11 protein-coding genes and 1 tRNA gene are annotated in these 12849 nt (G+C 58.2%); 5 read left to right on the top strand and 7 right to left on the bottom strand.

The window, feature by feature from the left end:
* Window positions 1-71 precede the first annotated feature (71 nt).
* On the top strand, window positions 72-755 hold the full coding sequence (locus KP703_RS10215) for a YoaK family protein (RefSeq protein ID WP_043551994.1): 684 nt from the start codon (window positions 72-74) through the stop codon (window positions 753-755).
* A 117-nt stretch (window positions 756-872) separates the two neighbouring features.
* On the opposite strand, the gene KP703_RS10220 is transcribed toward KP703_RS10215, so the two are convergent.
* From KP703_RS10220 to KP703_RS10230, 3 genes are all read right to left on the bottom strand, one after another.
* Window positions 873-1034, bottom strand: a complete 162-nt coding sequence (locus KP703_RS10220; protein WP_215754737.1) for a hypothetical protein — start codon at window positions 1032-1034, stop codon at window positions 873-875.
* Between the two features lie 219 nt (window positions 1035-1253).
* The gene (locus KP703_RS10225; RefSeq protein WP_215754738.1) at window positions 1254-2609 is read right to left on the bottom strand and encodes an amino acid permease; all 1356 of its coding nucleotides are present in this window, start codon (window positions 2607-2609) and stop codon (window positions 1254-1256) included.
* A 70-nt stretch (window positions 2610-2679) separates the two neighbouring features.
* On the bottom strand, window positions 2680-4188 hold the full coding sequence (locus KP703_RS10230; RefSeq protein WP_306789695.1) for a hypothetical protein: 1509 nt from the start codon (window positions 4186-4188) through the stop codon (window positions 2680-2682).
* A gap of 774 nt (window positions 4189-4962) precedes the next feature.
* On the opposite strand from KP703_RS10230, the gene poxB reads away from it, so the two are divergent.
* Window positions 4963-6696, top strand: coding sequence for a ubiquinone-dependent pyruvate dehydrogenase (poxB, locus tag KP703_RS10235; RefSeq protein WP_062274149.1), 1734 nt, complete (start codon window positions 4963-4965; stop codon window positions 6694-6696).
* 100 nt (window positions 6697-6796) lie between these two features.
* Here poxB and KP703_RS10240 read toward each other — a convergent pair whose 3' ends face one another.
* The 4 genes from KP703_RS10240 to KP703_RS10255 form a co-directional block, all read right to left on the bottom strand.
* Complete coding sequence (locus KP703_RS10240; protein WP_215754740.1) at window positions 6797-7579, bottom strand: alpha/beta fold hydrolase; 783 nt, start codon at window positions 7577-7579, stop codon at window positions 6797-6799.
* Between the two features lie 144 nt (window positions 7580-7723).
* A tRNA-Gly gene (locus tag KP703_RS10245) sits at window positions 7724-7797 on the bottom strand.
* 72 nt (window positions 7798-7869) lie between these two features.
* Window positions 7870-9258 (bottom strand): DNA repair protein RadA, encoded by a 1389-nt coding sequence (radA, locus tag KP703_RS10250; protein WP_062274145.1) that lies wholly within the window; start codon window positions 9256-9258, stop codon window positions 7870-7872.
* A gap of 67 nt (window positions 9259-9325) precedes the next feature.
* On the bottom strand, window positions 9326-10651 hold the full coding sequence (locus KP703_RS10255) for a UDP-glucose/GDP-mannose dehydrogenase family protein (protein ID WP_215754741.1): 1326 nt from the start codon (window positions 10649-10651) through the stop codon (window positions 9326-9328).
* A gap of 196 nt (window positions 10652-10847) precedes the next feature.
* Here KP703_RS10255 and KP703_RS10260 point away from each other — a divergent pair, with 196 nt between their 5' ends.
* The 3 genes from KP703_RS10260 to KP703_RS10270 all read left to right on the top strand — a co-directional run bounded on the left by KP703_RS10260 (window position 10848) and on the right by KP703_RS10270 (window position 12741).
* A complete protein-coding gene (locus KP703_RS10260) occupies window positions 10848-11633 on the top strand; it encodes an ABC transporter permease (RefSeq protein WP_062140583.1) in 786 nt (261 codons plus the stop codon).
* On the top strand, window positions 11630-12406 hold the full coding sequence (locus tag KP703_RS10265; RefSeq protein WP_062140581.1) for an ABC transporter ATP-binding protein: 777 nt from the start codon (window positions 11630-11632) through the stop codon (window positions 12404-12406). The genes KP703_RS10260 and KP703_RS10265 overlap by 4 nt, the downstream gene beginning before the upstream one ends.
* Window positions 12407-12495: 89 nt before the next feature.
* Window positions 12496-12741 carry a hypothetical protein gene (locus tag KP703_RS10270; protein ID WP_215754768.1) on the top strand — a complete coding sequence of 82 codons (246 nt, stop codon included), beginning with the start codon at window positions 12496-12498 and terminating at the stop codon, window positions 12739-12741.
* Window positions 12742-12849 lie beyond the last annotated feature (108 nt).

The raw sequence follows: 12849 nt of genomic DNA on the forward strand, positions 1-12849 counted from the left end.
CCGGGCGAATAGTGATATGACGCCCGGCTTACCCGATCTCTTCCCGTGTTTATCTTTTAAGTGGAGACCCTATGAGCACCCGTGCAGGACATGACCCCCGACTGGTTATCAGCATTATTCTGGTAACCATGGCCATGGGCATGCTGGACGCCATTTCCCTACTGCATCTGAAGATTTTTGCCGGATACATGACCGCGACCGTCCTGCTGATGGCCGTGCATATCGCCACATCAGAAAGCGTGGTGCTCTCCGGGTTTGAAGCCATTGGCCTGTATCTGCTGGGTGCGCTGACGGGTGGCCGCCTTGTGCGGCGGGACCGCACCGTGCGCCTTGCTGTGGGCGATGTTCTGCTGGTTGTGGGCACCATTGTCGGGCTGACGGCGCTGGAATGGGCCGCGCAACCGCCCGGCTGCACCTATATCACCCTCGGCCTGCTGGCCTTTGCCATGGGGCTGCAAACCTCCGCCACCCGCCACGCCAAGGTTGCGGATATGAGCCTGCCCGCCGCCACCATGCTCCTGCATGGTCTGGCGCATAACAGCACTTTTGCCGGTGGCACCAACCCCGGCACATGGCGTCGGCTGGCCGCCATCAGCAGCCTGTTTGTCGGCGCTGTGATTGGCACCCTGACGTCCAGCCACAGCATTTCACTCGCCATTGCCATCGCGGCCGGAACCATCCTCACCGCAGGCGCGCTGCTGCATGTGCGCGAGCATAAACTCTTGGCGCATCTGGACCGGATTACGGTGCATTAAAGCGGACTTCCGCACCGTTCAGCCGGTCAGACACCGACGAGAGAAGAAACTTTCGCAGCACACCGCAGGATCGGACCCTTCCTGCCGAAGAGTCCGATTATACAGCGGCGCATCTGACTATTTCTTCGGTTTTTCTTCAGGTTTTTTCGGAGGGTCCCGGTCCCCCGTCACCCCGCTGTGGGACGGGGGATCGCTCGCCGGAAAGCTGTCGTCCAGGGTGTCGTCCAGATTTTCTTCCTGAATCTGTCGTTTGCCGTTTTTGTCTTTGTTATCGACCATGACACAACCTCACATTGATCTGTGAAAAGGCGCCCCAACACGGGAAGACGGAAGGACATTTTATCCGGCGTGTTTAAGGGGCGTTATAACTGAACGCCCTGCATACAGAAGGTTTCCATTTTAAATGAAGCCAGATGTTCATCATAAAAAAAGGGCGCTGACTGTGCCGAAACATCAGTCAGCGCCCCTCTTATCTGGCGCGAAAAGGACCGTCCGCTTTTAAGCGCTCTTGTTCTTCAGCGATGCCAGAACGAAGAAAAAGACCGAGGTACCAAGGCTGGCAATGGCGGTCATCCGTTCCGCCGGGTTGAACATCATGGCGATGAACACAAAGGCCACAGCCAGCAGCGTTGCATAATTACAGAACGGGAACAGCGGCAGGTTGAAGCCATCCCCCTGCCCGGCCTGCTCCGCCCGGCGGCGTGTTTGCACATAAGCGGAGACAATCAGGCAATACACCACCAGAATGACGCCACCGCTACAGCTCAGCAGGAAAGCAAAAATAGTGTTGGGCGCAAGGATGGAAGAAAACGCCACCAGCGTGCCCGCCACACTGCTGACCGTAATAGCCAGACGCGGTGTGTGCGTATGGGATTTACGCGCCAGAATGGCCGGAGCATCACCGCCCCCGGCCAGTTCCGTCAGAATACGGGACGTAATATACATGCTGGAATTGAGGCAGGACAGCACCGCACTCAGCACCACAATGCGCATCAGCAGGCCTGCACCCGGCACGCCCATAACGTCCATGGCCGTTACAAACGGAGAGCGACCGGGGATAATGGAGGGCCATGGCACAACCATCAGGATCATGGCGACGGACGCCAGATAAAACAGCGTGACACGGGTGCCGATGCTGCGCGTTACCCGCGCGACGTTCTTGCCGGGTTCAGGGGATTCCGCAGCGGCCACCGTCGCAATTTCAGACCCCATCATGGTGAACAGAATGGTGGGAATAATGGAAAGCACCGCCACAGCCCCATGCGGGAAAAAGCCGCCATGCCCCAGCACGTTTTCACGCACCGGCACGCCCGGCCCAAACACATGGAAAACATAGAGAAGAGCGGCCCCGATAAAGGCCACAATGCTGATGACCTTGATCATGGAAAGCCAGAATTCACACTCCCCAAACACGCGGGGGGCTGCAAAATTGACCAGCTTAAGCAGCACAATCAGGGCAATGGACAGCAGCCAGACGGGCATGGCAATCCAGTCCTGTAACAGAAGGGCGCCGGCAATTGCCTCACTCCCCAGCACCACGACCCAGAAAAACCAGTAGAGCCAGCCAGCAGTAAAGCCCAGCTTATCCCCGTGCGCCGCGCGGATATATTCCACAAAAGAGCCACGGCCGGGGTCCGCCGTAACCATTTCCCCCAGCATGCGCATCACCAGAATGACCAGAAAGCCCACCGCCAGAAACGCCAGCAGCACGGCCGGGCCGGTTGCTGCAATGGCCGCACTACTCCCGACGAACAGCCCCGCACCAATAATGCCGCCCAGAGCGATCATCGCTATATGCCGGTTTCTTAAACCCGCAGGCTGTGTGGTGGGTGGGGTACTGTCCTGATCGACCATAAGCGCGGCATCCTGTGTTGTTGTTATCCGGGAGATTATTGCTCATCCAGAAGAAAGAGGGAAATTTCCGTTAGAAATGCTTGAAAAAATAGGCCTCGATAATTCCGGCATGGTGCCCAAGGTTCGGCAAAGCATAGTCCTGCGGCACACCGGCCCGCGCCAGCGCCTTCCCGGCGGGGCCGGAAAACGCAACACCCCCGGCCAGTGCGGCGGATGTCGTGGCGTTGAGCGTATATTCGGCGGAAAAATCCAGCTCGTCTGAGATATGCCGCCCGGTATGGGGTTTGAGGCCTGCCCCGGTGGCATACAGCAAAGACAGATCATAATAATGCAGCCCAAGTTTCAGGCTGTCCTGCGGGTTCAGCAGATGCACCGGAGGGGTGGCGGTCAGGTCAATCTGCTGCACTTCCAGATTGGAGAGCGGGGCCAGATACATGCCCACAATTTCCCCCGGCCAGTACCCGCCATAGGTGTAGCGTTTACCGTCATACAGGAAGAAGGTGTCATAACTCCGTTTGACGGAGCCTTCCGGGTTTCTGGCCCCGCTATAGCGCGTATAACGATAGAACAGGGATGGCTGCCAGGGCAGCATGGAAAATCTGTAGCCGGGCTCAAGAAACATCCCGTAGGCATCAACAGATTTATACCCGTTGCCTGCGTGGCTGTTCTGCTCGGATACAAAATCTCCATAGAACGTAAAGTTCTTTGAAATACCAAGCTGTTTAATGGGGAATAGCGTACCGCCCCAGCTCAGGGAGGCCACGTTCATGCCTTCCCTGTCCGCACGCGCGGAATAATCATAGTGCGAGGACGTATCGGCCTCGCGCACATGAAAATAGGTGAGCGTTACAAACGCCGCGCGGTCCGCATAGGTATTCTCCCCATGCCCACCGGGGCGGTTCACAAACCAGCTGACGTCAAACCCGACAAACTTGGTTTTGGGGCGGTCATACCCCTTGTCGATGTCGTTATCGGAATTGCTTTCCAGCATGAAGACATCGGCACGCACCGGATTGCCTTCCAGCTTGATGACACCCGGGCCGGAAAAGGCAAAGCGCGGGGCATACCACCATGCGCCACGGTTGCCCGCACTATAGGTGCCTTTGCCAATCAGGAAGCCATCATCAACAGCAAAAGCCTGCCTGCCGCCCAGAATTGTCAGTTTATTCGGGTTTCCGAAGAGCTTTACGGGCATTTCCACACCCAGATTGGCTTCTTCCAGATAAATGGAGCGCGGCGTGCCGGAGGTTTGAGAGACCTCTTCCGCATCGCCATTGCCCAGAGTGGTCGCGCCGATAGCGGAAGCTTTGCCAATGACGGTAAAGCCATGCCCCAGCGCCCATTGGCCGGTCAGAATAGGTTTGCCGTAAAATTCGCCATAAACAGGGTTTTTATGACGCTGATAGGCCCCGTTGTTTTGGGGTGCATAAGAGCCCGCGCCAAAATTGGCGTTGGGAACAAAAAAGGCTGAACCACCAATATCCAGACCGCCTTGCAGCGTCAGACCGTGCACAGAGACCAGCGTTGTATCTGCCTGTGCACTTTGGCTTTGCATCCCGAAAGCCATACACAGGCCCATACTCCCCAGAACAAGAGAATGAACTGTTTTGCGCATGGTACTTTAGCACACGCCGCGGCAACGGGCCGCCATACTCTGATTCATGCCGTAACACTCCTTCTTATCCCTCAAGGGCGCATCTCGTGCGTCTGCCCTTAAGGCCCTGACATCTGGGACCTCCTGATCCCTTTCTTCCTCCGCATAAAATTCCAGCCTCTGCCGGCAAAAACCCTGCGCACAGATACGCAAAGGCCGGACATCAGGCTCCGCCAGTCACGCCGCACAAACCCGCCAGCAGGCCGATGTGCAGAGCTCTGATAACGCTCTAAAATATTATAACAACTTCATAACAATATGAGGTTTGCACGATATTATATTATTTTCAAGCGTAACGTGCTTTTGCGATTATTATCGAACGGGCGGCCTATTAACATATTCCACATGGAAAAGACAAAGAATAAAAAGACATTTCTCTATACATATAGTTTTGAAAAGAGAATGAAGTTGTGATTTTCTCTTTGAATACTATACGAACCCGAAACAAAAAAAATTGCCTGACTTCGATTTACATCCGAACGGGAATGGGGATTTCCGGGGCTTCTCAGACAACACAAAAGCGTGAGCCTTCGTGAGCAGCAGAGAACACAGGCACGATCTCCCCACCCCCTGCACGCTGTCACAAAATTGTGACAGCAGCCGCCACCAACCTGCTTCCGGCTGATCCGTTCCCACTGTCATTACACGGAGCACACGGCGCCGCTCCTCTATCATCCAACCAAAAGGGACTGACGGCATATGGCCAAACCCAATGTTTCGGAAGTTATTGTCCAGACGCTTGAAACCGCTGGTGTGGACGCCATTTACGGCGTTGTGGGAGACAGCCTTAACGGCATTACGGATAGCCTGCTCAAGCATAAAACAATCCGGTGGGTACATGTCCGGCACGAGGAAGTCGCCGCCTTTGCCGCTGCCGGCTCTGCCCATGTTACCGGCAAACTCGCGGTGTGTGCCGGGTCCTGCGGGCCGGGCAACCTGCACCTTATTAATGGACTCTATGACGCGCACCGCTCCCGCGTGCCGGTGCTGGCCATTGCGGCGCAAATTCCCAGCCCGGAACTGGGCTCTGGTTATTTTCAGGAAACCCGCCCGGAAGCCCTGTTCCGGGAATGCAGCCATTATTGCGAGACCATTTCCTCGCCCGAACAGGCCCCGCGTCTTGTTGAACTGGCCATTCGTGCTGCCGTGGGGCAACGCGGTGTGGCCGTTATCGTCATCCCCGGCGATGTTGCGCTCAAAACAGCGGTGACAACGGCTATTTCTGCAAAATCGGCTCTTCTACCCAAAGCGCCCCGCGTTATTCCAACAGAAGACGAGCTGAGCGCGCTGGCCTCCCTTTTGAAGAGCGGGAAGAAAGTCACCCTACTGGCCGGGCGCGGCTGTGCAGGCGCCCATGCGCAACTTTTAAAGCTGGCGGAAGCGCTGAAGGCTCCCATTGTCCACGCGCTGGGCGGCAAGGAGCATGTGGAATACGACAACCCTTACGATGTGGGCATGACAGGGCTGATCGGCTTTTCCTCCGGCTACCACACTCTGATGGCAGCGGATGTGGTGCTGATGCTGGGCACGGACTTCCCTTACCGGCAGTTCTATCCGGAAAATGCCAAAATTGCGCAGATTGATATCCGGCCGGAACAGCTTGGCCGCCGCTGCACGCTAACGCAGGGGCTGGTGGGCGATGTGGCCTCGACGCTGGATGCCTTGCTACCGCTCCTGCCCGTACGTACGGACCGCAGCCATCTGGACCGCAGCCTGGAGCTTTATGCCAAAGCGCGGCAAGGGCTGGATGATCTGGCGACTGGCGGCAAGGGCCCCATTCACCCGCAATATCTCACACGGCTCATTGATCAGACCGCTGCCGACGATGCCATTTTTACCGCAGATGTCGGCACACCCACCGTCTGGGCGGCCCGCTACCTGACCATGAATGGGCGGCGGCAGCTGATTGGCTCCTTTGTCCACGGCTCCATGGCCAACGCTCTGCCACAGGCCATTGGCGCGCAGGTCGCACAGCCTGACCGGCAGGTGATCAGCCTTTCCGGTGATGGCGGCTTTACCATGCTGATGGGGGACCTGATTACGCTGACGCAGGAAAAACTGCCGGTTAAGCTGATTATCGTAAATAATGGCTCGCTCGGCTTTGTCGCTATGGAGATGAAAGCCGCAGGCTATCTGGAAACCGGCGTGAACCTGCAAAACCCGGATTTTGCCGCCATGGCCCGTGCCATGGGCCTGCACGCTGTGCGTGTTGAAAATCCGGCGGACCTGCCCGCTGCCGTGGATGAAATTCTCAACCACCCCGGCCCCGCCGTGCTGGACGCTGTAACCAACACGCAGGAACTCGCCATGCCGCCCAAAATTGAAAAATCCCAGATTACCGGCTTTAGTCTCTACGCCCTGAAAGCCGTGATGAACGGGCGGGGTGACGAAATACTTGATGTTGCCAGAACCAATATTCCGTTCCTTCGGTAAGATGCCAAAACCGTTTTAAAGACCTTTTCTGAACGGCAGTGTTACGCAGACACTGCCGCTCTTTTTGCTCCAGAAACTTTACTGCGCAGCCCACTATTTTTCAGGCGTGTTCGGATGACAGGCCAGCAAGAAAGTGTTTTACAGCCTCAACATATCCCGGAAAATCATCCTGATGCACAACATGCCCGCCGGGGAGGGTCTGCAACTGCGTCCTGCGGCGGCGCGTCACCATTTCCTCGCTCATCGCGGCCGCCAGAACCGGGCTCTGTGCCCCATAGAGCAGAAGTGCGGGGCAGGACGTTGCCAGCCAGTCCTGCCAATGGTCTCCATTCAGACAGTTCTGGGACTGCACCATCTCAGCAGGCTCAAACGCCAGTTTCCAGCCCTGCGCTGTTTCCCGCAAAGACGGAGCAAGATATGGCGCCATGTTTGGTCCGATACACGCCACAAGATCTTCTTTTGTTTTGAAAACACCTGACCACGGAAGACAAAAGCTGAGATCATCATTCACCACAGCGCCAATATCTTCAATAATCAACGCCTGCACCAGATCAGGGTGGCGCGCCGCAAACTGATACGCATTCACCCCACCCAGAGAATGACCGAGCAGAATAACAGGCGTATTCCCATTGAGAGTTTCTAAAAGTACCTCAATATCGCAAAGATAATCATCACGCGTGTAACTTGCCGCATGATCTGAAAAGCCATGTCCACGCTGATCCAGCGCAACCACCCGATAATCAGACTGCAAAACCTGCATAAGCGGCAGAAAGGTGGCCCCTTCCATCATGTGACCGTGCAGAGCCACCAGCAGCGGCTTTTCTCCCTCCGTGTCCAGATAGGAAAAAGTCAGGTTTTCTCTCTGAAAAGTTTTTCTCTGCATGAATGTTTTCCTTTACTGGGAGGCCCTGAAAACAGCCTGCTGTAAAGCGTGAATACCACGCTGCAACGAGAGGGAGAAAGGGAGCGGCACAAACGAAAACAGCTGCACATTGGCAGAGCATTCGTTTTGCTATTTTTTGGAAATTGGAGCGGATGAGGGGAATCGAACCCCCGTATGCAGCTTGGGAAGCTGCCGTTCTACCATTGAACTACATCCGCATACCGTGGCGCGGATTATAGCGAGATCAAACGGGCCTGACAATCCGTTCTCTCTCGCTTTTTTTCGTGCGGTTATTCCGCTTCCATATCCGCCGTGACCAGATCAGACAGATGCCCAATCTCACGCAGGGTCAGGCCTTCCGGCGGTTTGGTTCGCGCACTCCCGCGGGCAATACGGCGGGGCAGCACGGCTTTATCAAACCCCAGCTTAGCCGCTTCCTTCAGGCGGGCATCGGCCTGAGAGACCTGACGGACCTCGCCAGACAACCCGACTTCGCCAAAATAGACTTCGCCCGAACTGGTCGGCATCCCTGTTGCAGCGGAAATCAGGGCGGCCGCTACGGCCAGATCCGCCGCAGGTTCGGCCACTTTCAGGCCACCGGCCACATTCAGATACACATCCATGCCGGAAAGCTTCACGCCGCAGCGTGTTTCCAGCACCGCCAGCAGCATGGAGAGGCGGCTAGTGTCCCACCCCACCACGGCACGACGGGGCGCATTGTCCCCACTCTTGGGGGCCAGCAGCGCCTGCACTTCCAGCAGAACAGGCCGCGTGCCTTCCAGCCCGGCAAAGACGGCAGAGCCGGCAATATTGCCGCGCCGTTCAGCAAGGAACAGGGCTGAGGGGTTGGAGACTTCCTCCAGCCCCCGGTCCGTCATGGCAAACACGCCAATCTCATCCGTAGCGCCAAAGCGGTTTTTGGCGGCGCGCAAAATGCGGAACTGGTGGCCCCGGTCACCCTCAAAATACATGACAGCATCCACCATATGCTCCAGCACACGGGGGCCCGCCAAAGCGCCTTCCTTGGTGACATGCCCGACCAGAATCAGGCTGAAGCCTTTGCGTTTGGCCAGACGGATCAGCTCAAACGCGCAGGCCCGCACCTGAGAGACGGAGCCGGGGGCGCTTTCCACCGTTTCCAGCCACATGGTCTGAATGGAATCAATCACCACCACGCGCACATCCGGCTCGGCTTCCAGCGTGGCGACAATGTCGGCAACGTTGATGGAGGCCGCGAGGTCCAGCGTCGCCTGCCCCACCCCCAGACGCAACGCGCGCAGGCGGATCTGGTCTACCGCTTCTTCGCCCGAGATATAGAGAACGCGCTCGCCCTTACTGGCGAGTTTGCAGGCAGCCTGAAGCAGCAGGGTGGATTTACCGATCCCCGGATCCCCCCCCACCAGTACGACCGAGGCCGGAACCAGCCCGCCGCCCAAGACGCGGTCCAGTTCCTCAATGCTTGTCCGAATACGCGGCGGGGGCGCGGCCATGCCCTCCAGCCCTTCCAGCTTAACGCGCCGGCCTTTGCTGCTGGCTCGGGGGGAAGACGCGGCCAGCGGTTCAACCGCGATTTCCTCCAGCGTATTCCACTCACCGCAGGCCTCGCACTGGCCCATCCATTTGGGATACACCGCCCCACAGGCCCGGCATGCAAACTGGCGGGCTGGTCGTTTAGCCAAGAGCGTTCTCCCCCATCATTCTATCGCTCATCTGGGGGCGAACACCCCGGTTCTCAAGAGCCGTGGCTTATGGACGCCCCACGGACTCATAAGTAAACCCGGCAGCACGCATGGCGGCGGGGTCAAAAATATTGCGTAGATCCACAATGGTGCGGGTGCGCATCCGCTGGCTGAGTTCCACCGGGGAAAGCGCGCGGAAAATGTTCCATTCCGTCAGCACCACCAGCACATCGGCCTGCTCCGCCGCATCCAGCGCATCGGCACAATAGGTCACACTTTCCGGCAGCAGCGGTTTGGCTGCCGTCATCCCCACGGGATCATACGCCCGAATGTCCGCCCCGGCTTCCGCCAGACGATGCAGAATCGGGATGGATGCGGATTCGCGCATATCATCGGTTTCCGGCTTGAAGGTCAGCCCCAGCACGGCCACCGTCTTACCGGCCACGGACCCACCACAGGCCGCAATAATGCGCCCGGCCATACCGGCCTTACGCGCCTCGTTCACCTGCACGGTGGTTTCCACCAGACGGCAGGCGCTGTGAGCTTCCTGCGCAATGCGGGAGAGAGCCAGTGTATCCTTGGGGAAACAGGAGCCGCCATAACCGGGGCCGGGTTGCAGGAACTTGCGGCCAATCCGGTCGTCCAGCCCCATGCCTCGGGCCAGATCATGCACGTCCGCGCCCAGCGTTTCGCACAGATCGGCCATTTCATTGATGAAAGAGATCTTCATCGCCAGGAAGGAATTGGACGCGTATTTGGTCAGTTCCGCCGTTTCCAGCCCGGTAAAGAGCAGCGGCGCTTCAATCACGGAAAGCGGGCGATAAACGCGGCGCAGCACATCTTCTGCCCGGCTGGCCCGCTCGGGGCGCGTCTGGTCCAGCCCGATAATCACGCGGTCAGGCCGCATGAAGTCCCCAATGGCGCTGCCTTCGCGCAGGAATTCCGGGTTGGAGGCCACATCAAAATCCGCCTCCGGGCGGGCCTGCCGGATAATCTCGGCAATGCGGCGGCTGCTGCCCACGGGAACGGTGGATTTGGTGACAATCACGGCATAGCCGGTCAGGGCCTCGGCAATCTGGCGGGCGGCGGCGTGGACATACTGCATATCCGCAGCGCCATCGCCATTGCGGGGCGGCGTGCCCACGGCAATAAACACAGCCTCAGCCCCGGCTACGGCACTGGCAATATCATCGCCAAACGTCAGACGGCCTGCCTGACTGTTGGACGCCACCAGCGCATCCAGCCCCGGCTCGTAGATAGGAATACGGCCTTCCCGCAAAGCGGAGAGACGCGCGGGGTTGGTTTCAACAATCGCGACATTAATGCCGAACTCGGCAAAACACGCGCCTGATACAAGCCCGACATACCCGCCGCCGATCATGGCTATGCGCATTCCCTGCCCTCCTGCCTTACTCATTATCCATAGGGTGGACTTCAAAACTGGCTGACACCAATGCCCTTAGCGGGCGGATGTCGCAATGCTTGATGTCGCATTTTTATAACCCGACCTTTGACGGCCCCCTGACTTCACGCTACGGCTTGACGCTTCTTATCATTCACCAAGAAACAGGACCGGACCGCCTGACCGGATGGATATGTTGCTCGATCTTGTGGCCAAACTGGGCCGTACTACCCTCGGCCTGATACGCGCGGCGGGTTCTCTGACCCTGTTTGCCCTCTCCGGCCTCTCTCATATCGTCAGGCCACCGTTCTACGGGCGCGTGTTCCTGTCCACGTTTCTGGAAACCGGGTTTTTCTCGCTGCCTGTGGTGGCCCTCACGGCCCTGTTCTCCGGCGGCGTGATTGCCCTGCAATCCTACACCGGCTTTGCGCAGTACCATGTGCAGAGCGCCATTGCCGGCATTGTGGTGCTGGCCGTAACGCGTGAACTGGGGCCGGTTCTGGCCGGGCTGATGGTCGCGGGCCGCGTAGGTGCGGCCATGGCGGCGGAAATTGGCACCATGCGGGTGACGGATCAGGTGGATGCGCTCACCACGCTCTCCACCAACCCCATGAAATATCTGGTTGCCCCGCGCCTGCTGGCGGGCATTATTGCCCTGCCGCTGCTGGTGCTGGTGGCGGACGTGCTGGGTGTGGCCGGGGGCTTTACCGTCTCCGTCGTCAAGCTCGGCTTTTCTCCCCATGCCTACATCACCGCCACGCTGAATTCCGTGAAGGTGATTGATGTGACCGTCGGGCTGGTCAAAGCCGCCCTGTTCGGCTTCCTGATTGCGCTGATGGGCTGCTATTACGGCTATAACAGCAAAGGCGGCGCGGAAGGCGTTGGCACCGCCACGACCTCCGCCGTGGTGGCCGCATCCATCCTGCTACTGGCCTTTGATTACCTCCTGACGGATCTGTTCTTCTCACAATGACCGGCACCCTCCCCAAAATCCGTATCCGGGACCTTCACAAGTCCTTCGGTTCCAAAAAGGTGCTGGATGGCATCAATCTGGATGTCATGCCCGGCACGTCCTTTGTGATTATCGGCGGTTCCGGCAGCGGGAAATCCGTGTTGCTGCGCTGTATTCTGGGGCTGATTACGCCCGATGCGGGCAGCATTGAGATTGATGGCGAGGACATGATCACCGCCTCCCCCCGCAGGCAGGACGCCCTGCGCGGCAAGATTGGCATGCTGTTCCAGAACGGCGCGCTGTTTGACAGTCTGCCGGTGTGGGAGAACGTGACCTTCGGCCTGCTGGCGCTCAAACGGCTGAATCGCAAGGACGCCCGTGGCCACGCCGGGAGCATCCTCGCACAGGTGGGGCTGGACCCGACCGTTGGAGAACTCTACCCGTCCGAACTCTCCGGCGGCATGCAAAAGCGGGTCGGCCTGGCCCGCGCCATTGCCGCCCAGCCGGACATTCTGTTTTTTGACGAACCCACAACCGGGCTGGACCCCATTATGGGTGCTGTGATTGACGGGCTGATTGTGGACTGTGTGAAAAAACTTGGCTCCACCGCCATTGCCATTACGCATGACATGGCCTCCGCCCAGCGCATCGGGGATGAGGCCGCCATGCTCTACAAGGGCCAGCTGATCTGGCAGGGGCCGGCAAGCTCGCTGATGAACAGCGGGAACGCCATGGTGGACCAGTTTACCCACGGGCGGCGAGAAGGCCCCATTACCATGGAACTCCGCCGCTAAACGGTGCGCTTTGGCGGACTTTTCCACTTGCTCCCCTCCCCGCCGGGTGAGATAGAAGCACAACCGGATTGAAACACAGGAACAAGACCATGAAACACGCGGTTCTGATGCTGGTATGTGCTTTTACGCTCTGCTCCTGCGGGATGTTCGGCAAGAGTGAGCCGCGCCACATGACGACGGCAGCAGAGTGGGAAAAATACGGCTACAAGGACCATCTGCAGGAAACAGCGCAAACCGGCAAATCCACCAAAGCAGATGACGCCGACCCGCTCCAGATGCATAAAAACGACAAAAGCAAAGACGGCAAGAAGAGCAAAAAGACGTCTTCTTCCTGATCTCAGCCTGACCGGGAGGCTCACCGCCTCCGCTCCTGAGAGCCTTCTCTTCGCAACCTCCGGGTTCTCTGGCACGTTGGACCTCCATGTTCCCTGTGCCGGAGTTTA

The sequence above is a fragment of the Acetobacter sp. P5B1 genome (assembly GCF_018811985.1).
GTDB classification, from domain to species: domain Bacteria; phylum Pseudomonadota; class Alphaproteobacteria; order Acetobacterales; family Acetobacteraceae; genus Acetobacter; species Acetobacter cerevisiae.